General features: G+C 51.7%; 24 protein-coding genes. 4 read left to right on the top strand and 20 right to left on the bottom strand.

Features of this window, described 5'->3' with window-relative positions; all coding sequences use genetic code 11:
• Positions 1-123: 123 nt before the first annotated feature.
• From ACVLVH_RS17040 to ACVLVH_RS16995, 10 genes are all read right to left on the bottom strand, one after another.
• Positions 124-306, bottom strand: coding sequence for a DinI-like family protein (locus ACVLVH_RS17040; protein ID WP_498949842.1), 183 nt, complete (start codon positions 304-306; stop codon positions 124-126).
• 17 nt (positions 307-323) lie between these two features.
• A complete protein-coding gene (locus ACVLVH_RS17035; protein ID WP_254773230.1) occupies positions 324-515 on the bottom strand; it encodes a hypothetical protein in 192 nt (63 codons plus the stop codon).
• 197 nt (positions 516-712) lie between these two features.
• On the bottom strand, positions 713-3,019 hold the full coding sequence (locus tag ACVLVH_RS17030; protein ID WP_498949839.1) for a replication endonuclease: 2,307 nt from the start codon (positions 3,017-3,019) through the stop codon (positions 713-715).
• Positions 3,016-3,873: a DNA adenine methylase gene (locus ACVLVH_RS17025; RefSeq protein ID WP_498949837.1), complete on the bottom strand. Its 858-nt coding sequence runs from the start codon at positions 3,871-3,873 to the stop codon at positions 3,016-3,018. The genes ACVLVH_RS17030 and ACVLVH_RS17025 overlap by 4 nt, the downstream gene beginning before the upstream one ends.
• Entirely contained in the window at positions 3,870-4,097 is a 228-nt protein-coding gene (locus tag ACVLVH_RS17020; RefSeq protein WP_091003377.1) for a TraR/DksA family transcriptional regulator, read from the bottom strand. Before ACVLVH_RS17020 ends, ACVLVH_RS17025 begins: the two co-directional genes overlap by 4 nt.
• On the bottom strand, positions 4,097-4,327 hold the full coding sequence (locus tag ACVLVH_RS17015) for a DUF2732 family protein (protein ID WP_498949835.1): 231 nt from the start codon (positions 4,325-4,327) through the stop codon (positions 4,097-4,099). The genes ACVLVH_RS17020 and ACVLVH_RS17015 overlap by 1 nt, the downstream gene beginning before the upstream one ends.
• Before the next feature lie 70 nt (positions 4,328-4,397).
• The gene (locus ACVLVH_RS17010; RefSeq protein ID WP_254773232.1) at positions 4,398-4,715 is read right to left on the bottom strand and encodes a hypothetical protein; all 318 of its coding nucleotides are present in this window, start codon (positions 4,713-4,715) and stop codon (positions 4,398-4,400) included.
• Positions 4,716-4,782: 67 nt separating this feature from the next.
• Complete coding sequence (locus ACVLVH_RS17005) at positions 4,783-4,971, bottom strand: phage filamentation protein Fil family protein (RefSeq protein WP_498949938.1); 189 nt, start codon at positions 4,969-4,971, stop codon at positions 4,783-4,785.
• A 10-nt stretch (positions 4,972-4,981) separates the two neighbouring features.
• Positions 4,982-5,491, bottom strand: coding sequence for a phage regulatory CII family protein (locus ACVLVH_RS17000; protein WP_091003363.1), 510 nt, complete (start codon positions 5,489-5,491; stop codon positions 4,982-4,984).
• Positions 5,492-5,521: 30 nt separating this feature from the next.
• The gene (locus tag ACVLVH_RS16995) at positions 5,522-5,773 is read right to left on the bottom strand and encodes a hypothetical protein (protein ID WP_498949833.1); all 252 of its coding nucleotides are present in this window, start codon (positions 5,771-5,773) and stop codon (positions 5,522-5,524) included.
• A gap of 135 nt (positions 5,774-5,908) precedes the next feature.
• Here ACVLVH_RS16995 and ACVLVH_RS16990 point away from each other — a divergent pair, with 135 nt between their 5' ends.
• Positions 5,909-6,508 carry a phage repressor protein CI gene (locus ACVLVH_RS16990; protein ID WP_498949831.1) on the top strand — a complete coding sequence of 200 codons (600 nt, stop codon included), beginning with the start codon at positions 5,909-5,911 and terminating at the stop codon, positions 6,506-6,508.
• A 7-nt stretch (positions 6,509-6,515) separates the two neighbouring features.
• Complete coding sequence (locus ACVLVH_RS16985) at positions 6,516-7,535, top strand: phage integrase (RefSeq protein WP_498949829.1); 1,020 nt, start codon at positions 6,516-6,518, stop codon at positions 7,533-7,535.
• A gap of 268 nt (positions 7,536-7,803) precedes the next feature.
• On the opposite strand, the gene ACVLVH_RS16980 is transcribed toward ACVLVH_RS16985, so the two are convergent.
• The 4 genes from ACVLVH_RS16980 to ACVLVH_RS16965 form a co-directional block, all read right to left on the bottom strand.
• A complete protein-coding gene (locus ACVLVH_RS16980) occupies positions 7,804-8,508 on the bottom strand; it encodes an MgtC/SapB family protein (protein WP_110867369.1) in 705 nt (234 codons plus the stop codon).
• 341 nt (positions 8,509-8,849) lie between these two features.
• Positions 8,850-10,733, bottom strand: coding sequence for a TolC family protein (locus ACVLVH_RS16975; RefSeq protein ID WP_498949826.1), 1,884 nt, complete (start codon positions 10,731-10,733; stop codon positions 8,850-8,852).
• Positions 10,734-10,738: 5 nt separating this feature from the next.
• Complete coding sequence (locus ACVLVH_RS16970) at positions 10,739-11,980, bottom strand: HlyD family type I secretion periplasmic adaptor subunit (protein ID WP_137386563.1); 1,242 nt, start codon at positions 11,978-11,980, stop codon at positions 10,739-10,741.
• Entirely contained in the window at positions 11,977-14,277 is a 2,301-nt protein-coding gene (locus ACVLVH_RS16965; RefSeq protein WP_192412213.1) for a type I secretion system permease/ATPase, read from the bottom strand. Before ACVLVH_RS16965 ends, ACVLVH_RS16970 begins: the two co-directional genes overlap by 4 nt.
• 267 nt (positions 14,278-14,544) lie before the next feature.
• Between ACVLVH_RS16965 and ddlA the strand changes: the two genes are divergently transcribed.
• A complete protein-coding gene (gene ddlA / locus ACVLVH_RS16960) occupies positions 14,545-15,639 on the top strand; it encodes a D-alanine--D-alanine ligase (protein WP_110867374.1) in 1,095 nt (364 codons plus the stop codon).
• 16 nt (positions 15,640-15,655) lie between these two features.
• Here the strand turns inward: ddlA and ACVLVH_RS16955 are convergent, their stop codons facing one another.
• The 3 genes from ACVLVH_RS16955 to ACVLVH_RS16945 all read right to left on the bottom strand — a co-directional run bounded on the left by ACVLVH_RS16955 (position 15,656) and on the right by ACVLVH_RS16945 (position 20,342).
• Positions 15,656-17,080, bottom strand: coding sequence for a GGDEF domain-containing protein (locus tag ACVLVH_RS16955; protein WP_498949823.1), 1,425 nt, complete (start codon positions 17,078-17,080; stop codon positions 15,656-15,658).
• A gap of 294 nt (positions 17,081-17,374) precedes the next feature.
• Entirely contained in the window at positions 17,375-18,850 is a 1,476-nt protein-coding gene (locus tag ACVLVH_RS16950; protein WP_498949821.1) for a SulP family inorganic anion transporter, read from the bottom strand.
• Between the two features lie 682 nt (positions 18,851-19,532).
• Entirely contained in the window at positions 19,533-20,342 is an 810-nt protein-coding gene (locus ACVLVH_RS16945; RefSeq protein WP_101762925.1) for a 5'-nucleotidase, lipoprotein e(P4) family, read from the bottom strand.
• A gap of 109 nt (positions 20,343-20,451) precedes the next feature.
• Between ACVLVH_RS16945 and ACVLVH_RS16940 the strand changes: the two genes are divergently transcribed.
• Positions 20,452-21,171: a purine nucleoside phosphorylase YfiH/LACC1 family protein gene (locus ACVLVH_RS16940; RefSeq protein ID WP_192412219.1), complete on the top strand. Its 720-nt coding sequence runs from the start codon at positions 20,452-20,454 to the stop codon at positions 21,169-21,171.
• A gap of 30 nt (positions 21,172-21,201) precedes the next feature.
• On the opposite strand, the gene ACVLVH_RS16935 is transcribed toward ACVLVH_RS16940, so the two are convergent.
• The 3 genes from ACVLVH_RS16935 to idnD all read right to left on the bottom strand — a co-directional run bounded on the left by ACVLVH_RS16935 (position 21,202) and on the right by idnD (position 24,405).
• Entirely contained in the window at positions 21,202-22,521 is a 1,320-nt protein-coding gene (locus tag ACVLVH_RS16935) for a gluconate:H+ symporter (protein ID WP_192412221.1), read from the bottom strand.
• 78 nt (positions 22,522-22,599) lie between these two features.
• Positions 22,600-23,364, bottom strand: a complete 765-nt coding sequence (gene idnO, locus ACVLVH_RS16930) for a gluconate 5-dehydrogenase (RefSeq protein WP_101762923.1) — start codon at positions 23,362-23,364, stop codon at positions 22,600-22,602.
• 9 nt (positions 23,365-23,373) lie between these two features.
• Positions 23,374-24,405: an L-idonate 5-dehydrogenase gene (idnD, locus tag ACVLVH_RS16925; protein ID WP_498949818.1), complete on the bottom strand. Its 1,032-nt coding sequence runs from the start codon at positions 24,403-24,405 to the stop codon at positions 23,374-23,376.
• Between the last annotated feature and the right edge of the window lie 103 nt (positions 24,406-24,508).

Below are 24,508 nucleotides of genomic sequence, written 5' to 3'. Positions count from 1 at the left end.
CACCATCCTTAACTACAAAAAATAACGCTAATAACCTGATAACTAATATGGAAAATTTATCATATTACAATAATTTTTTGCTGTTGCCAGCTATCGTCTTCTCAATGAACTGGAGGATATACATTATTTTTTATCTTCGTCCATCCTCAGGCCACTTAACTCAACACCATTTGCGCTGCTCTTGCGGATGCGGATTGCCATTCTTGGGTATTGGGGGTGCAGGTTTTTAAGCAATTCCGATTCCAATGCATCAAGCGTTGACTGGCTAATCTTTTGCTCTTTATCGATCATGATTTCAATTCGCATCGCAGCTACCTCAAGGATTATTTTTCAATGGGTACAGCCGAAAATACGACTGAAAATTGTTTATTCGCCATCGCGGTATTGCTCGCGATTTCAGCTATCAGATTTAGCGCAATCTCCCTATCACGTTCTCTGCACATCCCTTCACTAGTAAGTCGAGCAATCAACTCAACACGTTCAAGCATTACCCGCTCTTGTAATTCGTTATCCACGCGGCCTCCCCCAACAATAACTGTACATCTATACAGTAGCATAGCATTTAGTTTAAGCGGAAGAAAAATGTGTCAGTAGAAACAGGTTTTTATATGCATGATATGAAACATCTTTATCGCTATTAACCCAGCGACTAACATCACCCGCGAATCGCCTGTTGTTGCCTAACAATTTCTCCAGTTTCGTTAACCTTAGCCTATGAGTGATCATTTTTTGCTCTAACTGAATCTGCTAATCGGTTAAATCTCGCTAATATGCTGCCCTTCCTAGCTTCTGGTTTGGTTCTTAACAAATCACCGCATGTTGAAGCACGGCACATTTTTCCTGCTATCTCAGTCTGAGTTCCACCGATGAGGCGCACGGCAAGTCCGCGACTAATAGTTTCACCGCAAAAATCTCTCACCTGGCTAATCACATTGTCGCAAGCAGCCTCTATTTTTTCCGGTCGCCTTAACTTCCTAAGCTGTTTTTTAGGCTGCTCCCCCCTGATCCGGGCAAGAAGCTGGCGTCGTTCTTTGCGACTCATACCGTCAAAGTCGATTTTTGCGTAACTTTTCGGCTGGTTCGAATCTTCAGATCTCAAACCTTCCGTACAGTTATTGACAGAACTCCGAGAGGACGCGGGCGCGTCCAAAAATTCAAAGGCCAAATCAAGGTCACCATCTAACGCCGAAATCGGCTTAGGTGCGCTTTCAAATAGGGCATCAATTGAACGCTTTGGAACGATCTTCCACTGTGTCAGGCGGGTTAGAATTGGTGTATCTGCACCAACTTCGGTAGCAAAGACGCCCTTAATGCGCACGGTTTCTTCGCCATATTCATTAACGTCTTCGCCTGGCTGATACCATGTGCGCACTGCCAGATCATCGCGACGGACAAACGGCCCGCCCTGCGCGTTAACATATCCCGCCCAATCACCGGCATCTGCCGCATCATGCGCAGCAGCAAACTCAACACTAAGGCCGTGCGCCGTTTCACTATCAGCCATGCGCCGCAACTCGCGATACACCGTTACCGGCGCTCCGCCCACGAACTGGAATTGGCGTATATGCCAGCGAGCCGCCCATGCAGAAACAGCGGGTGCTGTTTCCTTCAACTCTTTTCCGCTTTCGTCGTCTAGCTCACCATCCAGCGCATAGCCGTCGATGTTTTTGGAAATGTACTTCGCCACATAACCAGTAGCGCTTCCTTTGTCGGGATCGATGGCTTCAGCATGGAACCGCGCCTTTCGGGCTTTCTCAGTGCGCAGCTCGTCACTATCTTGCTGATAAGCATAATCGCGGACTATCTCGCGCACCAGCTCAACATCTTCCGGTCGCATAAACATCAGCATGTGCCAGTGTGGCGTACCATCATGGTGCGGCTCAGCAACACGAATCCCGAAAATACGGATTTCTTCTCTGTGCAACTTTGCGCGGATTTTCTGCCAAACATTGCAGAGATAACGCTGCGTATCTGCCGGGCTGGCTCCGTTCCATTTACGGTTGCGATGGCCGGTTTTGATGGTCGCATGAAAGCGCGCCGGAGCGGTCAGTGTGTAAAACTCACCAACAAAGCCCATGTCATTGCAGATATTTTCAAAGCCGCGGATACGCGTCATTAGCTCGCAACGACGAATAGCCGGATTCGCCACACTGCCGTCGTATTTATCGATCAGACTGATGCGGTTGCCTTCTTCGTCTTCAAGCTCAAGGGACTTCAGAAATTCTCGCGTGCGGCGTTTTTGCTCGCGCCACTCCACAACGGTCATATTACTGGCGTAAGGGGTGTGTTTCTTGCTGACATTCGCCAGCGCAATTTGTAGATGCTCGCGCCATGAGGCAGCGACGCGACGCAGCCGACCTTTCCACCACTTTTCGGTTTGCATACGCCTGATCGCAGGTGTTACCTCTTCCGGATCAAAAAGTCGGGATGTGACTTTCTCCCATAGTGGCGGAGTTTGGTTGAACTCGCGTGTGATGGTGGCGGCGGTCACGTATACGCGGTGAGTGTATTTGTAATCTGACTCATCTTTTGCCTGTTGGTGAGCTTGCACCAATTCAGCGAGGATTAGGTTAGCAATATCGCCTGCCAGCAAATCAACATCAGCGCGAGCCATGTCAGGAAGGCGATTAAAACGGCGCATTAAATTATGCAATTGTCCGCCAGCAACCGCGGCGTTTTCCCGGTCAGTAGCATTTTCACCCAGTAAGTTCAGGGTGCTGCCTTTCATTACACCAAGGCGATATTGACTGCTAACAACCTCAACGCGTGGCAATGTGCGCTCTACAAAAGTCTTCGAAAAGTACGCATTGGCACGGGCTGTCCCCTGTGTTTTTTCAAGATCACTGATGCGGCGCTTTACGTCGAGCTGTACAAGTGCCGGCTGCTTTTCAAGTAGTTCCTGCGCACGAACTAAAGCCGCATTCATCTGATTGCGGCTGTGCATTTCCTCATAGGTGGGATATGGGCTGGCAATTGCTTCCCGTGGAGCGTTCCACGGGTAAGCGAATTCTTGATTCATTCCGCCGCCTGCATTTCTGCTGACCGGGAACCACTGATAGCCTTCTCAAAACCGATGCATGGTGAAGGCCGGACGTTGGTTGCGATTATCTCAGCGCCTTGCTTTGATGCACCTGCTTTGCTGCCAATACTGCGCGGTGCTGTTACAGACGAGGTGTGAAACTTGCTGTAAAGCTGACGGGTAAACTCATTATCGCTGTTGGAACAAACAACCATATTCGATTCGGCAATCCCGGATAACATTGAGGCCAGTTGGCAATGTTGTTCTTTACCAAACCCCTCGCCGAAATACTGGCTGAATGTGCCGTCGTATGGAGGATCGCAATAGACAACATCGCCACCTTCAACCATCTGGAGGGTTTCTTTGAAATCTGCACAAATGAAAGTGGCGCGCTGTGCCTTTATTGCAAATGCTTCGATTTCAGCCAGTGGGAAATAAGCTTTATCGTTTTTGGCGAACGGAGTATTAAACCCGCCTTTTTGGTTGTAACGGCAGAGACCACGATATCCGTGGCGATTAAGGTAAAGGAAATAAACGGCACGCTGCAGAAGTGTCAGTGAAAGACAAAGATTAAACTCTGCGCGGATGCGGTAATAATCCTCATAATTAGCATTTTGGTTAAACACCTGAGCCGCCATGACTATAAACGGGCGTGAATGCTCTTTAACCTGACGATAGAGATTAATTAAATCAGGGTTAATATCAGCTATTAAATATTGCGGATAATCCGTATTCATCATCACTGCACATGAACCAGCGAAAGGCTCAACCAGTCGCTTACCCTGTGGCAAATGAATAGAAAGAGCGGGCATAATGCCCGCTTTGCTGCCAGCCCATTTTAGAATCGTGCTCATACTGCACCGCCTTGATAATGCATGCTCTTAAGCTCGCCAATTGATTTACAGGTAACGCAAAGCTGGACACCCGGCAGAGCACGGCGGCGGGCTTCTGGAATTTCGGCATCACATGACAGGCAGAAGAATTCGCTTGCGCCGGTAGGATGCTGTTTAGCGCTTGCAAGATTGCGCGCCAATTCTTCCTGCACACGCTGTTGTACTAAATCCATCGAATCCGCCATCAGTGCACCGCCTCTTGAGCTTCGCTCTCATAGCGCTCGGCTTCCTGACGCAACAACTCAGCAGCTTCAATGCCGCTTAGCTCTTTTTGTTGAATACGCATAGCCAAATCAGTTAATCGGCGAGCTACCTGCAGACCGCGCTCGGCCCGTTCTTCTGTGCGGGCCTGCGTGATTATTGTGGAAAGCTGTTCAACATCGGTCCCTAATTTTATTGTTTCGATATTTCGCATATTTAATTCTCCAGAATTAAGGCAAAAGAATTCCCGACGGGTTTACGCCATTATTTTTTTTAAGTCTTATTTACTCAGGTAAAAAACAGTCAGCAGTTGAAAAACGGCCAGGCAATATTTTTCCCCAACGCGCAACTTTATTCATTGCGATGATAATTAACTCTCGGCGGCGCTCATCGAAATACTCAAAAGGCTTTCCGATTTCCTCCGGTTTGAAAGTTTTGGGATTATCACGATTAGCCAAGGTCATTACGCAGAACTTAAATTCATCATTCTGACGATTAAAATAACGCAGTGCCGGATTTGCGTTGTTATCACGCATCTGACGCCACTTTTTGCGAAATTCATCAAACGTCATTGGCTGAAGTTTATCAACACGAGCGCCCATCAAATGAATTTTGGAAAAATTAGCAGGTGCGTGTTGTTTAGGTACTTCCCATAGAACTCTTGCCATATTAACCACCAAATTTACGACGCAGACAATTAAATAATCCGGTACGCTTGCGCTTAGTTGACAAGCCTTTTAATAGAGCCTGCTGATCGGCTGATGGGTGCCAACGCTTACCATTCTCTCCCATAATCCAGCCGTCGCCATACGACATTGACGGGCTTTGTCGTTTTAAGTGTGCTGCAAATGAGATCATCATCTTTCCCTCAACTAATTCCGATTGAAGCGCTCAGGCCGCTAATTGCATCAACGGTTGAGGCTAATGTCGGATTTGAGTGAATACGGGTCTGTACTGCAATCGCGGCTAGCATTAGGCAGCGGATGCCGGTGTTAGCAGCTTCAACCATTCCACGGCGGCAAGTGGCTGTGATTTTCTCAGGGTTTGTTGCCTTTGCTGCCAACATGCCAACCTCGGCGGTTGCCTTGAGCACATAAGCCGAGTATTTCTCGTTCGCCACTTCATTGACTGGCACACAAGGCAGGCATTGCAATTGCGCCAGAGCACCATCTACCAGCGTTGCATCTTCGGTTAAATCGGTTAGCAACAGCATTTCACAAACTGTTAACTGGTGAATCTGATCAGGGTTCAGCTTATTACGGAGCGTTTGTACTTTCATTCCTGCAACATTGGCCAACTCTGCCATATTGTGCGTGAGAGCAAATTTGCGGCATGCATCATCGAAATGTGTTTGGGTGGAAATCTTAAAATCAAACATATGCCAATCCTTTGATTCACTTATAGTGAATTAACCAATTACTATTTCGAAACGAGAATGTCCCAAATTGGCGCGCACTTGCTTCTCTTTGTAGCGTGCGTAGAGGATGCGGGTTTTACCACCGACACGTTTTTTACCTGGCTGCAGGCGCTTTGGTTCCGCTTCCAACTGCCCGCGCTGAGTCATTTTTCTAAAAGTATCAACAGCATAACCTTCGAGGCGTGCGAACTCTAATGTTGATACCGTAGCGCTTGGGATGCGGATTGTAATAACCGGGTTCATGTTGCAAAATCTCCTGTTGGTTATTGAGTATCGATTAGGCTTTCTTGGCGCTAATCAGTTCCTATAGGTATTTAGCTCTTAGCTACATGACGCACTTTACATTCACCTATATCTACACATCAAGAGGTTTTTAGCTTGAAGCTACAAATTAATTTTGAGGATGGGGCTAAGGAAGTTCTTGATCGAGTAATCGAGGCCTATGGTTTTAAAACCAAACTGGCTTTAGCTGATCACCTAGGAATTGCCAGTAGCAGCTTGGCTAACCGCTATACAAGGGGCTACTTCCCCTCTGATATCGTTGTGAAATGCATGGCTGAAACTGGTGTGTCGTTGGAGTGGCTGGCAACAGGTAGAGGAAAAGAGATCGATGATTCACAAAAAGTGAATATCACTAATCGCTTTTCACTTGAGAGGAAGGTGCTAACGGGTGGTGGGCTGCAAACTCTGGATTTCGTAGCTATTGATGTATCGCTTCTAACTCATTTCAACATCCAACTGTCTGAACCAGCGATCATTATTGATGGCTCAACTCAATACATTGCGGACTTTGGAAAAAGAGACATTTTCGACGGGCTTTGGTTGATAAGCATTGAGGGGTCTCATTCAATCAAGAGGGTGAGTCGATTACCCGGATCGCGCCTGAAGGTTTCATTCAACAATGAGAGCTTTGAATGTGCGCATTCAGACATTGAGGTTGTCGCTTACCTGCCCATTTCATGCGGCTTGACGGGTTAGTTTCACAATGACTGTTAGAAAAGAACCAAATGGGAAATGGCTGGCTGAAGTTTATCCCAATGGCGCAGACGGCAAGCGCATCAGAAGGACTTTCGCTACCAAAGGGGAGGCCATTGCTTTTGAGAACCACGAGATTGAAAAAGCAAATCTGAAACCTTGGCTTGGAGAGGCAGAAGATAAACGCACGCTTAAAGACCTAGTTGATTCATGGTATTCGCGTCACGGTATAACTTTAAAAGACGGCGAAAAAAGGCAAAAGGCTATGCACCATGCATGTGAGTGCATGCGCCAACCATTAGCCAAAGACTTTAGCGCGCAGGGCTTTACGGATTATCGTGAGAAACGACTGAGTGGAAAATTCGCCCGATCCTCTCGTGTTAAAGAAGTATCGCCACGCACATTGAATCTTGAGCTTGCTTACTTCAGGGCCGTTTTTAACGAACTAACAAGGCTTGGTGATTGGAAGGGGGATAACCCTTTGCAACATGTTCGCCCGTTCCGCACAGAAGAAAGTGAAATGGCATTCCTCACGAAGCAGCAGATCGCTAACTTAATTGAAGAGTGTGGGCGTAGCTCTGTTGCTGAGTTACAGACTGTAGTGAAAATTTGCCTTATGACTGGTGCCCGATGGTCAGAAGCCGAATCTCTAAAATCTTCTCAAATCGCTTCCAACAAAATCACGTTCATCAAGACTAAGGGTAAAAAGAATAGAAGCATTCCTATCAGCGATACACTATCTAAAGAGCTTCCAAGGGATGACGATGGTGAACTGAAAAGTGGTTCATTATTCCCTTCTTGTTATGGAGCATTTAGAGCAGCGCTTAAGAAGACTGGCATTGAGTTGCCGGATGGACAATTAACCCATGTGCTACGTCATACCTTTGCTAGTCACTTCATGATGAATGGAGGAAATATATTAGTTTTACAGCGCATTTTGGGTCACACCGACATTAAAATGACAATGAGATATGCTCACTTTTCACCCGAACACTTTGAGGATGCAGTGAAGCTTAATCCTTTGGCATAATGGCGATGAAATGGCGATGAAAAGTTCCTAGAGATACCTATTGATGCTAACTAAAACCAATTAAGACATTGATAAATATGGCAAGTTATTGTTTTTCCGTTGCCATTCAACTTTCTCATAATCGCTTGGTCGCTGGTTCAAACCCAGCAGGGGCCACCAAATTTAGCGATGAAAATCATGCAGTTAAGCCACCTTTTGAGGTGGCTTTTTGTTTGTCATTCATAGTGGCGATCAAATGGCGATACGTTTTCTAAAGCACATCTAAATATCAATCACGCTCCAACTCATTCACCTGCCACCGCACCGAACTTACGCCCTTTTCCAGACTGATGCGGCTCACCAGGCTTTCCAGCTGATCGGTTAATGTTGGATTGCCAATCACCTCAGCATTCACCTCCATGCGATGCGGCGGATCCAAATCCTCACTGTGCAGTGATTGCAGGCGCAATCCGCTGCCGCCCAGCGTGTGCAGCATTAGGCTGCGAACCTGAACCTCATCCTGCGCGAGGCAGATGATTTGTACTTTATAGTGTTGCATCGCTTCGGCTGCTGAGACGATGGTTTGGCGGTTGATACCCAAGGCCAGTTCACGCAGCAGTATATTCGCGCACAGGATCACCATGCAGCCGAGGGCCGCCTCCAGCAGCAATCCCATGCTGCACAGCACGCCAATGGCCGCGGTGCACCATAAGGTGGCGGCGGTATTCAATCCGCGGATGTTCAAGCCATCGCGCATGATCACTCCGCCGCCGAGGAAACCGATACCGGAAACCACATAAGCCGCAACGCGTGACGCATCCGTAGCGATGCCGGGCACGCTTTGTGTCATCAGAACGAAGAGACAAGCGCCGGTGCTCACCAACGCATTGGTGCGTAATCCGGTCATGCGTTGACGTAGTTGGCGCTCACTGCCGATCAGCGCACCCAAAACCAGCGCGACGGTGACGCGCAGTAAAAAGATTTTCCAATCCATGATAGACCTCAATCCGCAGCTTTCTGTTTGCGGAACAAAAGATTAATAAATGGATTACAGACAGTGCGAATACCGCTGGGAACCAGCCGCATTGTGCTTATGAAAAGGGGTGATTCTGGAAGGAAATTCACCGTCTTAACGCGCAGTTAAGACAGCGTGAAGGCTATCTTACCGCGAGGTCCTGCTGTAATCGTTTGGGACTTGTGTCCAATGCCGTTCTCCTCTTGGGTAAAAATTCGCCGCGATTCTAAAGTGACTTACGCAGCATTGCCAACTCAAATAGCCCGTTCGTTTACGTTGGGTTAAAACAAAAAACCCGCCGAAGCGGGTGTATGGAATTGTTATCGCCCCGTCGTTAGCCAACGACTTAGCGTGCCCGAGTTAGCATATCCGCTGATAATGGCGGCATAGCTATCGAAACGGTTGCTGACTTCACTGACCTGGTTGTTGTACAGATCGCTTTCTGCGCTCAATACATCCAGCAATGAACGGCGGCCTAAGTGATACCACTGATCAAAGAAGTCCTTACGAATCCGATCGGATTCCACAATCAGGTTTTTATACAGCACGGCGCGTTCCGCTGTTGAGTGTGCATTCTGGTTGGCAGCACGCACACGGTTTTCCAGATCGCGGCGTTGCTCCTGCACCTGCTGACGACTCGCTTCGGCACGTTTAATCGCCGCAATTTCCTGGGCGTTGGTTGAACCGCCGCGGAATAAGCCCCAGCTAACGTTCAGGCCGGTTTGCCATGCCTGTTGGCGTCCGAGCTGATCTTCACGGGTGTTTTTGCTTACCGTCCAGTTGAGCTTTGGCAGGCCAGAAGCTTTGATTGCCTCCGCCTCTTTGAATGCTGCTCGCTCCTCAGCGCTGGCGCGCAAGATCAGAGGATGGACATCCAAACTCGTCAGTTGGCGGTTTAAATCACCAAAGGAAAGCGCCCACTTATCGCTGGCTGGTAACGTCACGCGGTTGTTGCCCATCAGGCGATTCAGAGTGATTTCAACATCTCGCGCGCGAGACTCGGCATTTTCCAGGTAGCTTTGCGCTTGCAGTAAGCGCCCTTTTGCCTGCGTCAGTTCACTGCGACGTCCAGTATCTGACTGAACAATACCGCTGAGCATTTTGGTCAGCTCCGCCATACGCGCCAAATACTGTTTACTGATGGCGATGACGTGCTGCTGTTTATTCCACTCAATCAAGGCGTTACTTACCTGCATCGCCAAATCTTCTCGCTGTGCCTGCACCGACTGTAAGGCTGACTTAACGCGCTCTTCGCGACTTTCAATGGTGCGACTGGTTTGGCCAAAGTCGATTAGATTAGTCGCTACTGAAACACCTAAAGACGGCATATTCCCTTGGTATTCATAATTTTTAGTTCCACCACCAAACTCTTTGGTTGCCGAAGCGGCGCTTACATCAACTTGTGGCCAGCGCTGACCTTTCGCTTCATCCACGCTGGCTTCAGCCGCATCACCCTGAGCAATATAGGACTTCAGCGCCGGGCTGATTCGCCAGGTGATACGCGCAGCTGAGAGAAACTTTTGCCGTATTTCACTCTCGGCAACTGTTTCATTAACTCCGCCGCTTAACGTAACGGGTGAAGTCGTTTCTGCCGCTGTAGTCGCTGCTGGAGGGCTAACATAACTAAAATCTGCCTTAGCGCTTTCAGCTGGAGCATAGGTTTTCGTTGCTGCCGCCTGCTGCTGACCCACATTTCGCGACGGTTGCATCGGGTTAAACGGCTGTGGTTCAGGTCGACGCTGATCCTCCGTCAGGAAACCTCCGCCCTGAATTTCAGCATGCTGGCTGGTTTTCGCGCTGATCTGTGCAGGACGTTCGGCGGCTTCGCGCTGGTGCGGCGCTTCTGCTATTGGGGCCGGTACGATTGGCGCAACTGGCGGCTGAACTCGTGGAGTAATCGCGACCTCCGGTATCTGTCTTTCAACAAACAGCGGCGCAGGCGCAGTGAACGTTGGTTGCGCAACCTTTGCCGCAGGTGTCGTTGGAGCAGATGCAGGCGCCATTGAACCTTGCAAACGTTGCGTTCGCACCGGCGCTGCCGCAGGAGTGACAGGACGCTGGCCGCTCATTTCCGCAAACATCATCAACTCACTGGTGGAATCCGCCATCACGTTAACCGCGGGCGCCATCACAACGGCAATACAAACGGCAAGCAGAGAGAGATGACGCGCCTGTGCATGGCGCATCTTGTTATTATTTTTCATGATTATTAACGCTCGCGGAATGCTTCTTTAGCTTTCAGGACCGGCTTCAGCAGGTAATCGAGAATGGTTTTCTCACCCGTGCGCACCTCGACGGTAGCGATCATGCCGGGAATGATCGGCAGATCTTTGTTACCTGCGTGCAGCGTGCTTTTATCCGTCAGGATCAGTACGCGATAGTAGGTATCATCCGGGCGTCCACTGGCGGCTTTCTGATCGTCTTTTAAGGTATCCGGACTGATATACTCCACGTGCCCATCAAGCCCGCCGTAAATGGCAAAGTCATAGGCGGTGATTTTCACCTTGGCCGGTAAGCCTGGACGCAGGAAGGCGACATCCGACGGACGGATTTTTCCCTCCACCAGCAACTGCTCTTCCAGCGGAACGATTTCGAGGATGTGCTCACCCGGCTGAATAACCCCGCCAATGGTGTTAACGCGTACGTTTTTCACCGTGCCGCGCACCGGTGCGACGATCGTAGTGCGATCAACAATATCGGCACGACCAATCAGGTTTTCGCTAACCTGGCTCAGTTCTAATTCCAGGCGTCCCAGCTCAGTGTGGGCATCTGATTGATAGCGGTTACGACGTTCGACGATTTGCGCCTGAATGTCATTGGCCTGACGCTGCATACGCAGTAGTTCAACTTCCGATAAGAGACCTTTGGCCGCTAACGGCTCAGCCAGATGAATCTCGCGCATCGAAAGTGCGTAACTGCGTTGCAATGAGTTGATGCTGTCACTTAGCGCACGTTTGCGCGATTCATAAGCTTTAGTTTCCTGCGCCACAACGGCGGGATCGCTCTGTACCTGCTCATCAAACGCCAGTGGCAATGAATAAGCTTCAGCACGTAAGCGTGCAATGCTGCCCTTCAGACCCACCACTTTACTCAGTACTTCGCGATAGCTGGATTGCGCACGCGTTGGGTCAATTTTCAGTAGCACATCACCGCGATCTACAACCGTACCTTCACGCACATTCATCTCTGCCAGAATGCCGCCTTCCAGGCTTTGAATAACCTGTTCACGGCTGCGTGAGATGACCTTGCCATCGCCTTTAGTGATCTCTTCCACTCGTGCGTAATTGGCCCAGGTAAGGCCACCAACTAACACCGCGATGATGATCCACATCACTAGCTTGGAACCCGGCGTGGTTTGCGACAGCAGAGAAGCCTGCACGTCATTCATAAATTCGGCATCAGCAGCAGACATACCTTTCTCGCTCTTACGCCATGACATTAACTTGCTCATACTGCGGCCTCCTCTGCTGCTGCTTGCTTCGGCGCTGAATCGTTAGCGGGAGCTGGCGCACGTACCGTCGGTTCAACCGCCTGACGCGGCTGTTTGCGGGCTTTATTTTTTCCTTCTAAAGCGGCAAGCACCTGATCTTTCGGGCCATCCGCCACCACTTTGCCTTCTTCCACCACGATGATGCGATCGACCAATGCCAGAATGGATGGACGATGCGTCACCACAATCAGCGTGTGTCCTTCACTGGCGCGACGTAAATGCGCGAGGAATTGGTTTTCCGTCATGCTATCCATGGCGCTGGTTGGCTCATCCATCAGCAGCACTTTAGGACGGGTGAGCAGCGTTCGCGCCAGAGAAACCAGCTGACGCTGACCGCCAGACAAGCCTTCGCCGCCCTCGCCAACCGTTAAATTGATACCACTTGGATGGCGTGCCGCAACGTGGTCCAAACCGGTCAGATTCAGCACGCGCAGCAGCTCATTGGCGGTGGCGTCCGGGCGCCCAATCATTACGTTTTCGCGCAGCGTGCCGTAGAACAGACGCGCATCCTGACCGACAAAGCCAACAGCCTTGCGCCAGTCCGCCGGATCAATCTGGTTAACATCCAGACCATCGGCCGAAAGCTGACCTTTCACCGGTTGGTAAAGACGCGCCATCACACGTAATAAGGTGGATTTACCGCTACCGATGCGGCCAAGAATCGCGACGCGTTCCCCGGCTTTAATGCTCAACGAGATATCTTTGAGGATCTCTGGGTTCGGCTTCATTGGCGGTGCCGGATAGGAGAAGTTGACGTTGGTCAGCGTGATCTCACCACTCAGCGGCGGATCGGTGAGATAGGTTTTGCTGCTGTCACGATCAATAGGCATCTCCATCAGCTTATTGAGTGACGTTAGCGCCGCTTTTGCTTGCTGATAACGCACAGCCAGGCCAATAACCTGACCGAGCGGGCCAGTCGCGCGGCTGGCAAGCATCACGGTGGCGATCATCGCACCCATGGTGAACGTGCCTTCATTGATCAGATAAACACCGGCCACCACCAACATCACCGTCTGAAACTGCTGCAGGAACGTCACCACGCCGGTTGCCAGCGTTGAGTAACGTTTTGATTTCATCGAGTTAGCGGATTGCAGTGCGCTGAAGTTTTCCCAGCGACGCTGCATGTGTGCTTCACCACCCACTGCTTTCAGCGTTTCCATACCTTCAACCGATTCGATCAGCACACCTTGCTTGAGTGAGGCGTCACGCAGGTTCTCTTTCATGATGCGCGCCAGCGGCCACTGGATCGCGGCACTGACGATGATGATCAATGGGATCATCATCAGTGGAATGATCGCCAGCGGACCGCTGATAAAGAAGATCACACCCACAAACATCAGAATGAAAGGAAGATCGGAAATCGCCGCCAGCGTGGCAGATGCCACGAAGTCACGTACCGATTCATACTCACGAATCTGGTTGGCGAAGGTACCGGAGGAAGCGGGTTTGTGTTCCATCTGGATAGAAAGTGCCTGACGGAACAGCATACTGCCGAGCACTAAATCGGCCTTTTTACCGGCCATATCCAGCAGATGCGCACGTACGAAGCGGGTAACGGCTTCGAAGATCATCGCAATGGTCACGCCAATCGCCAGTGACCACAGCGTCACGAAGGCCTGGTTCGGCACCACACGGTCATAGACGTTCATGGTGAAGAAGATGCTGGAAAGACCGAGAACGTTGATCAATACCGCCGCAATCGCGGCACTGCGGTAATAGCGGCGATAGCGCCACAGTGTGGTGAACAGCCAATGGCCTTTTACTTCCGGCAGCATTTCACTGGCGCGCTCATCGACCACAGCAGTGGGTTTCGCCATGACGGCGAAGCCCGCGTAGATCTCATTGAGCTCGGCCAGATTCATCTCAACGGCTGAAGCGCTGACTTCTGGCATCACCAGCTGGAAGCGCAATTCGCGTTGATTTTCCTCATTAGTGTGAATGCGGCGCGACAGCACAATGCAACCGCCGCCCCCTTTGCGCAGCAGAATCATCGGCATCAACTGCTCCGGCAGATCCTGCAGACGACGCTCAACCATGCCGCCGGTAATGCCGGCGTTTTCGAGCGCTGTCATGGCCTGTGATGGTGAGAGCAATGTCGCTTTTGGCAAACCTGCCACCAGCGCTTCTTCACTTTTCTCGCGTTTATAGTGTTTGCAGATCCAAGCCACGCTTTTTAACAGCGTGTCATCTACCGTGGTTTCAATACGAGCAACAGAACGCGCATCCTGCTCCACAGCATCCTGCTTCTGGTCGACCATTTCCCGACTCCTGTAAACCTGACAAAAAAACGGTGAGCACATTGCCCACCGTTGCACCTGTTTGAATTGGGAAAATTCTGACAGAAGGCAGGTTTTGAGCAGTCCAAGACTTGTCTCAAACGGTTAGGAATAATTGTTTAAACTCGTGATTGCAGGCACGGAGGCGGGCTTTTTGCACTGCCTGGCGCAGAAAAATGCAAGGCTGTTGATGCTCGTCCTGGGCGTGTTATCTTACTGGCTCGCTTTATCGCAATCGGACAAATAGCAATGGTGAAACAGCGCGTAGGGATCGTGTTTGGCGGCAAATCGGCCGAGCATGAAGTGTCATTACAATCGGCCAAAAACATCCTCGAAGCCATCGATAAGAGCAAGTACGAGGTGGTGTTGCTGGGAATCGATAAACAGGGTGAATGGCATCTCAATGATGCTTCGGGATACTTGCTCAACGCTGAGAACCCGAAGCTGATTGCGCTTAATCGTTCAGGTGAAAATGTCGCGCTGGTTCCGGGCAGTTCTTCCCAGCAGCTGATTACCCGTCAGCAAGCGCAGCCTTTGTCACAGCTGGATGTCATTTTCCCCATCGTGCACGGCACGCTGGGTGAAGATGGCTCGCTACAGGGCTTATTGCGTATGGCGAATCTGCCGTTTGTCGGCTCTGACGTGCTCGGGTCTGCCGTCAGCATGGACAAAGATTTTACCAAGCGGCTGCTGCGTGATGCCGGACTGAACGTTGCCCCCTGGCTGAGCGTGACGCAGGCACAGCGCGCGAACATTGATGCTGAGGCCGTGATTGCACGCTTTGGCCTGCCGCTGTTTATCAAACCGGCTAACCAGGGATCGTCCGTTGGCGTGAGCAAAGTCGAGAGCCCTGAAGCGTTCGATGCCGCGCTGGATCTCGCCTTTACGTTTGATCGCAAAGTCTTGATCGAGCAAGGGATTAAGGGGCGCGAGATTGAATGTGCCGTGCTGGGCAACGATACGCCAGAAGCCAGCCCGTGCGGCGAAGTGGTGGTGCATGATGCCTTCTACTCATACGACACCAAATACATCAGCGAAAGCGGTGCGCAAGTGGTGGTGCCAGCGGCAATCAGCGATGAAGCCAGCGAGGCGATTCGTCAGGTGGCAATTACTGCGTTTCAGGCGCTGGAGTGTTTTGGCATGGCGCGTGTTGACGTGTTCCTGACGGATAGCGGCGAGATCATTGTCAATGAAGTGAATACTTTGCCAGGTTTTACCAATATCAGCATGTATCCGAAGTTATGGCAGGCAGCGGGTTTGAGCTACAGCGATCTGATTTCCCGTCTGATTGAGCTGGCTCAGCAGCGTCACCAGCAAACCAGCCAACTGAAAAGTAGCGTTTGAATCGCCATGACGTGGCTCAGGCCACGTCATTCATCATGCTGCGCGGCTCCATCGCCGGTGAGGTTTGATTACGGCCATTGCGTTTGGAAAGATAAAGATTCTTATCCGCCGCTGACACTAAGCGATTGATCACGCTTGGCCATTCACGTTCGTTCTGCGCACTGCCGCGCGCCAGACCTAAACTGGCAGTTACCGTCACCGTGTTGCCCTGAATCCAGAACTTCTCTTTGACCATCGCCTGACGTACCGTTTCGGCGAGTTGGTAAAGCTGGCTATGGCTACAATCGAACATCACCATCACAAACTCTTCGCCACCAAAGCGACACACCATGCCACGATTGCCAACCACGCGCTGAATGCGCCGCGCAATCTCTTCCAGCACGCAATCACCGGCATCGTGGCCAAAATTGTCGTTAATGGCTTTGAAATAGTCGACATCAAGCATAATAACGCCTGCTTCCCGTTGTAGCGAGAAAGGTTCATTTCTCAAGCTTTCATACAGGCCGGAACGGGACAGCAGTTGGGTGAGAAAATCAAAATTAGCGCGAAGTGCAAGCCGATGATTTAATTGGCGAATGGCATCCATGCTCACCGCCACCAGCAGCGGGCTGAGCGCAACGGTGGCGACGCCAAGCCGTGCCGAGGTGAGATGGCTAATCGGCAGCAGTGCATCGTCACCCTGGATGTTCATCACACCATGCGACACCAGCACAATCTCCGTGATACCGGTTATCAGGATCACTAAGCTGGTCAATGGAATTGGTAACACAATGGCGCACCAGATCAGCGCAGGAACCGGGAATGTCAGGCTACCGGCCCCGCCAATTAGTGCCCCAACAGTCAGCGATAGAATCACCGCCGCCAGCGGCAGCAATTTGCCGGGATGCATTAAGGTGCGCGGTGAAACCGTACGCAGCGGGCGTGCCAGCATCACCGGCAGCAGCATCAGCGAAGTAGAGACCTGTTCGCTGAACCAGTCGCTCCACGCCACAATAAAGCGCGCATTGAAATCAATATCCTGTGCCCACGCGCCCCAGGTTGCACAAGCCGCCGCGCCAAGAAAACAGGCGGGAAAAATGCGCATGGCATTGAACACCTGGCTGTGGGCGGAAGGACGTTGCAGATGTTTGATCAGCATGCTGACCGCGACGAGGATAAACAGAATGTTGGCAAAATTGACGGTAAACGCTGGCAGCGCCCAGCCGGAAAATACCGTGTCGTTAAAAATCATCGCACTGAAGCACACCAGATAGCTGGAGGTAGTGTGTAAAAACGGATTCCTCACTATTAATCCCGCCACCAGCGCATTCACCGGCCAGAATAATGAGAACTCTTCGGGGATGCGTAAATGGCTGCCGATAAAGCAGAAAAACAGCGTAATGAAGAACAGCGTGAGGGCATTCTTTTTAAAATTATTCTCTTCAAACAGCATAACGCGCATACGTCTGAACCCTGTAACCTGGAAAGTGCCGGCATCAACCCTAAGCATCAGCAAGCATTAAACCGGAAATAACCGTGCGATGATTCGGTAATTAAGCAAGTGTTCGTCATCCTACTCTGCGGCTGGGCGGCGCTCACCTGCCATAAAAAGCAGCGTCGCGCCTAATGGCATTGTGGAAACGCCAGAGACAAAGGATAAAGCTTTTGGCAATTATGCCCTGTAAATAAAAAAATCGGCTATCCGAGATATCCGATTTTTTAGTTTTAAAACGGTTGTTCCAGCACAGACTTATGGCTATTTCACCGCAACAGGCCATTGACTCAGACGAATGCCACGTTGGCGTGCGTTTTCACCAAAGTCTTTTAGCACCGCTTTAACGTCGGGATCCATATATTGGGCATTGCCGTGCTCAGCAATCACCACGCTGTTTTCCGGGATCTCCGCCAGCAATCCCTGCAGCTTTGGATTGTGCATAAAGGTCAGATTTTGCTGCAGGCGTAAAACGTAGTGATCGTCATGTCGCGTAAGCTGCAAGGCGTTGCGATGGCTTTTATAGATGCTGTAGAGGATTTGCGTAGCGATGCCAATTCCGATGCCGGCCAGCATGCCAAACACAATAATGCCGCCAATGGTGGCAAGGAATGGCACATATTGCTGCGGTCCCATGCGCATCTGCTCAATGAACAGGCGCGGCGTGGCCAGCTTATAGCCGGTATACAGCAGCACCGCCGCAAGGCTGGCAAGGGGAATCGCGTTAAGCAGATTACTGAACCACAGGCCGCAGATTAACAGCAGCACACCATGAATCAGAATCGACAGTTTGGTTTGCGCGCCAACGCTGACGTTCACCGAACTGCGCACAATCACTGCAGTAATCGGCATCGCGCCAAGGAAACCGGCGGTCAGATTACCAATGCCCTGCGCAAACATCTCTTTGTTGGGTGAAGGTGCAGGATGTTGCGGACGCAGTTTCTTCAGCGCTTCCTGGCTGAGCAGCGTTTCAAGGCTCGCGACCAGCGCCAGCGTGATCGCCACCATCCACACTGCAGGATTCTGCCACGCTTGCCAGTCTGGCGTTTCCAGTTCAGCCACCAGCGCCGACATGCTGTCGAACGCGGGCAGCGCGATACGCGGCAAGCCATCAGCTAACGCTGGAAACAGGCGATCCCCAAACACCGTCGCCGCACAGCCTACCAGCACCGCTACCAGCGGACCGGGCATCCAGCTCAGCACTTTAACTGACTTGATCAGCGGCGTGGTCCACAGCCATAAAATAGCCAATCCCACGCCAGCAACCAGCATCGCGCTGCTGGAAAAATGAAATTCCCCTTTTACCAGCGACAACAGCTCAACATCGCCCGCCGCGCCGAATGCTACCGGAATTTGCTGCATAATCAGCAAAATACCAATCGCCGCCAGCATGCCTTTAATCACGCTGCTCGGCACTAAGGCGATAAAACGTCCTGCACGCAGTAAGCCAAACAGGCACTGCAACGCACCCGCCAGAATCAGCGCGGTGAGAAAGGCGGAAAAGCTACCTAGTGTGGCGATCGACGCGACCACAATCGTTACCAATCCCGCCGCCGGACCACTAACCGCAAAACGCGAGGGGCTCAGCGCAGTCACCAGCAACCCACCAATCACGCCGGTGAGCAGACCCGCAAAGGGCGGCAATCCACTCGCCTGCGCGATGCCAAGACAGAGCGGCAGCGCGACCAGAAACACCACCAAACCAGCCGGAATATCCTGACGAAGCGTGCTTAAATTCATGGCGTTGATTCCTCTGCAGATGGCTGAATTAACCGCGCGCGGCGCCGCAAAGCCAGAGTACGATTTATCACTAATAAGGTTTTCAGGGTCATCACAATAATCTTCTCTCAACATTTAAAAAGATCGCTTTCAGGCAGATAGCGACGTCATTAAACGCGGCTATGGAGAACCATTGAGGATGAAAGCAGAACTTCCTCACAAAAATAGTTTATAGACGCTTAAGCATTACCTTGCATCATGAATATTTCTGACGTCGACAAAACGAATCTTTTTGTAAACACAAATTCAATAAACGTATGAATCAGGTAAGTTTATGCAAGGAGCGGAATGATGAGCAGGATCGATAAAAAGCATTATTAACAATTAAATAAGAGCGATTTTAAATGTGATATTTTCGGTGCAATTACAAAACAATACACGCAAAAATTATATGCCATTTTAGCGACGCTATAATTTAATCCTTATGAGCTGGGAGAATTCCTAATTAAAAAATTTATGATTAGTGCGATTCACTGCCATTTAGCAAATAAGACGAGATATTTCGCTATTCAGTTGCCATGAATTTAGTAAGAGATCAGGAAAACAGTGAGGGGAATAATAGTTACGGAGTTATGTAAATATTGATGGACCTGAAAAGGACATGAATGCGCCTGCCTAAGCAGACGCTATTTTACCTGACGAATTATTTACCGTTCCACGCTTTCATACGCGCTTCACGCACCTGCAGTTGCTGCTCAGGCGTGAGTTTGTTGTAGTTTTCCGCCATGCCACTTTCCCAGTCGCCATACAGCGGGTTCGGTAACACGATGAATTGGGTGCCAAAACGCTGATGATTAAGGCTAACGAACTGCTGACGCTGCGCATTTCCCTGATGCCAGGTTGAACCGCCAAAGTCATTCAAGTTGTCGCCCACATACAGCACCACGTTGTAACCGGCATTCTTCACCGCGTCGAAGCGCTCTTGCTTGTTAGAATTACCGGTACTCAAGCGCACCGTTTTCTCGCTCACGCCGCTGAAGCCCAGCTTATTCAGGTTCTCCACCGTTGCGGCAAAATCTTTTTGGTCGCGGTTGGAGATATAGAACATAGTGCCGCCGTGGCTGTTGACGTAGTTGGCAAACTCCACTGCGCCCGGAACGGCCGTTGCCTGACGCGCCTGCGTCCACGCTGACCAGGTTTTACCCGAGAAGGGCTGGCCGTTTTTCGCCTGCCACGCGCTGTAGGCGCTGTTATCAATCATCGTTTCATCTAAATCGACGATAACCGCTTTCGGTTTACCCGCCAGCGATGGCGCCTGATCGAAGGCCATGCGCGCGCTGTTAAACGCCTGCCAGCTTAATGCCTGATATTCGCCGGATTGCTGGAACCAGTTCACTGCCAGCACCGATTGCTGGCCGAGCTGCTGCTGAGCCTGCTGTTTAGAAGGCTGCGCACAACCGGTTAATGCCAGCGCCATTAAGCCGGATGCCGCCAGCAAGGTGGTTTTCTTCATCATTTCATCCTTAAGTGATTAGGGTCAGTTTTTGTAAAGCTTTAAAAATGTAGCAGTTAACGTAAGCTGTGGGCAGCAGAAAGCAGCGGTTTGGTGAGAGGAGACACTTATGGTACAGCACCCCCACAGCGGTCCACGATCAAGACTATTGGATGACTTTTCCTGGCTGGAATACGCCTTTCAGCCGGCTGGCCAGGCCGTTCCGGCAGAGGCGGCTTATGGTCAACAGCGTCACAGCGCCAATGTGTTGCTGGCAAGCCAAAACATCCCGCCTAAACGTTGCGAATCGGATGGCTTGATTGGCGAAGATCATCTGCCGGTCGCGGTGTATACCGCCGATTGTCTGCCGGTGTTATTTGCCGACCCGCAACAACAGCAGGTTGCGGCGGTGCACGCCGGATTAAAAGGCACGCTCGGTGGCGTATTGAACAACGCGATTGATCGTCTGCTGGAGCGCGGCGCCAGCCGTGAAACGCTGCGTGTGGTAATCGGTCCAGCGATCGGGCCGTGCTGCTATGAACTGGGTAACGATCTGGTGACACAGATGCAGGATCGTCACGATCTTCCGCCGTTACCCTACTCCACCCAGCAGCCGCAAAACGCACAAGCGATCCGTCCGCAGGCGCGGGCCCAGCAGGATGGAATCTGGTTTGATCTGCCTAACCTGGCGCGAGGCTTGTTGTTACAGCGGGGAGTGGTGGCGGAACATATTGAAGTGCTGAACGTCTGTACCTACTGCATGGCGGAAGCGGGTTCCAGCTATCGCTACAACACCCATTTTGACAGCGGCTATCAGTCACGCTTCTCGTGGATCCGCACGCGCGGTTAAGAGCTTCACGTCCTTGTGAAGCTTTATCGATCAGTGAATTATGGCATTGAGCGCCAACACGCCGGCTAAACCGAGAATCGAAATCAGCGTCTCCATCACCGTCCAGGTTTTCAGGGTCTCCACCACGCTCAGGTTGAAGTAACCCTTGAACAGCCAGAAGCCGGGATCGTTCACGTGTGAAGCGATCACGCTGCCGGAACCCACCGCCAGTACCATCAAGGCCGGATCGGCATGCGTGGCCGCGATAATTGGCGTCACAATACCGGCGGTGGTGATCGCCGCCACCGTGGCTGAACCCAGCGCCACGCGCAGCATTGCCGCAACCGTCCAGCACATCAGCAGCGGTGACAGTGACGATCCCTTCATCATATCGGCGATGTAGTTACCCACGCCGCTATCCACCAGCACCTGTTTAAATGCACCGCCGCCCGCGATGATAAAGATGATCATGGCGATGGCGGCAATCGACTCGCCGCACATATCCATCACTTCTTCCATCTTACGGCCATTGCGCAGCCCCAACGTCAGCACCGCTATCACCACCGCGATAAACAGCGCCACTGCCGGATTACCGATGAATTCGAAGAACTGACGCAGCGCGTTCTCTTTCGGCGTGGTCAACTCGAAGACGGCGGCAATCGCCATCAGCACCACCGGAATCACTGCGGCAAAAATACTGATGCCGAAGCCTGGCATCTCCTCTTCCGTGAAGATTTTTGGGTTGTAGAGCCCTTCCGGCGGTGACTTCTCAAAGCTTTTAAGGAACTTCGAGAAAATCGGTCCGGCAATAATCACCGTTGGAATGGTGATGATCATGCCGTAGAGCAACGTGGTACCAAGATTAGCGCCAAAGATAGTGGCAATCGCCGTCGGGCCAGGATGCGGCGGCAGGAAGCAGTGAGTGACCGAGAGCGCGGCGACCATCGGTACGCCGACGTACAACAGCGGCAAACCGGCAGCCGCCACGATAGTGAACACCAGCGGCAGCAACAGCACGAAGCCAACCTCATAGAACATCGCCAGGCCGACGATCAGTCCGGTCACCACCAGCGCCCATTGCAGCCGCTCTTTACCAAAAGCAGCGATCAGCGTGGTAGCCACGCGTTGTGCGGCACCGGTATCGGAAACCAGCCGCCCGAGCATGGCGCCGAAGCCAAGGATCATGGCTAATCCGCCCAGCGTCGAGCCGATACCTTTCTGGATCGAGGCCATTACATTCAGTGGCGTCATGCCTTCGGCAATACCGACCACCGCCGAGACAAATACCAAAGCAATGAAGCCATTGACCTTAAATACAATCATCAACACCAGCAGCAGTATCACACCCAGCACAATGATGGTTATTGGCATTTTTATTATCCTTAGGAATACAGAGGGGTGATTAAGGTTTAGGCGCGGCCCGATGATAATGCCAGCCGCGCCCGGTCATCACACGGCGACGCGCATGCCACCGTCAACGAACAGCAGATGCCCGTTAACGAAGTTCGATGCACCGGAAGCAAGGAACACTGCCGCGCCAATCAGCTCTTCCGGTTTGCCCCAGCGAGCGGCTGGCGTGCGCTTGGTTAGCCAGCCGGTAAAGGCAGGATCGTCAGCCAGCGCCTGAGTCATCTCCGTGACGAAATAGCCCGGTGCAATGGCGTTCACCTGAATGTTGTGACGCGCCAGCTCCACGCACATGCCGCGCGTCAGCATAGTCACCGCGCCTTTGGAGGCCGCGTAAGGCGTGATGGTGTCGCGCCCTAATTCGCTCTGCATCGAACCGATATTGATGATTTTACCCTGCTGACGCTCGACCATTTTTTTCGCCACAGTTTGCGAAACCAGGAATACGGCGGTCTGGTTGACCGCGATAACGTCATTCCAGTCCTGCTCCGGGAATTCAAGGAACGGCCGACGACGCTGGATGCCAGCATTATTCACCAGCACATCAATCGCGCCCCACTCCGCTTCGATCTCATCTACCGCCTGTTTCACCTGCGCCGATTGCGTGACATCAAACGCTTTGGCATGCGCGCGTAAGCCCAACTCACGCAGCTGCGCCGCGCCCTTCTCTGCGCCTTCGTGCGTAGTGGCGTTGACGATCACGTCAGCACCGGCTTCCGCCAGGCCGCGCGCCAGCAGATATCCAATGCCGCGCGCCGAACCGGTCAGCAGCACACGCTTGCCTTCGAGGGAAAATAACTGGCTCATCACTGCTCCTTAAAAGGTTAACTGGACTTTAGCGGCACGGGTTTTATCGCCGGCAAACTGCAGCGCGGCATCGATATCCTGCAAGGCATACTCACCGCTGAACAGCGGCAACGGGTTTACCACGCCGGTAGCCAGCCATTCGACGGCGGTGTTGAATTCATGAGTAAAGCGGAAGGAACCAACCAGATTAATCTCTTTGGCAATCAGCGCCATGATCGGGAAATTGGGAATGGTGCCGCCCATGCCAACCTGCACCAGCGTACCTTTGGCGCACACCACATCGAGGCAGCGCTGCAGCGAAGAAGGATGGCCGGAGGCTTCAAACGTCACATCGAAATAGCCTTTGTCGGCAAGATAGGGCGCGAAATCGCCGTCGGCGGCATGAATCACCTCGCTTGCGCCCATCTGCTGCGCCATCTCCAGTGAACGCTCGCTGATATCGCTGCACACAATGGAGGCCGCGCCGCGCGCTTTGGCCGCCGCCGCAATCAGGCAGCCAATCGGACCCACGCCTGAGATAAACACGTGCTTGCCGGTGAGATCACCTGCCTGCTGCGTGGCGTGAATACACACCGCCAGCGGCTCAGCGAACACCATGACCGTTTCATCAGCATCCTGCGGGAACGGCACGCATTGCGCGCTATCCACCACTTTGTATTGGGTAAAACCGCCGTCAACGTGCGGCACATACATGGCGCTGCCGAAGAAGCGCATGGTGGTGCACTGGTTTTCCTGATCGCGCTGGCAATATTTGCACGCGCCGCAAGGCTTAGAGGGATTTACCGCGACTTTTTGTTGGGGTTTAAGTGCTGGATTGTCGCTCTCCACCACATAACCAATCACTTCGTGGCCCAGGATCATCGGCATTTTGATCTCAAAACTACCGACCTTGCCTTCCTGATAGTAATGCAGATCGGATCCACAAATGCCGCCACGCGTGATACGCACCAGCGTACCTTTGCCGTCCCATTTCACCTGCTGCTGCGCAACGCTGACTTGTTTTTTTCCAGTGATTACGCCGGATTGCGTTTCGATATTCATAACGTCCCCATAAGAGCTGTAGCAATGGGGGCCATCAGACCGGGTTATGCGGCTTAAAACTGTGATGAACATCACCTAAAGACATGTTACGGAAAGCTGTTAC

Source organism: Kluyvera sp. 1366 (genome assembly GCF_054823405.1).
The sequence above is the reverse complement of the archived record's forward strand: the minus strand, read 5'-3'. Positions and strand labels throughout refer to the sequence as shown.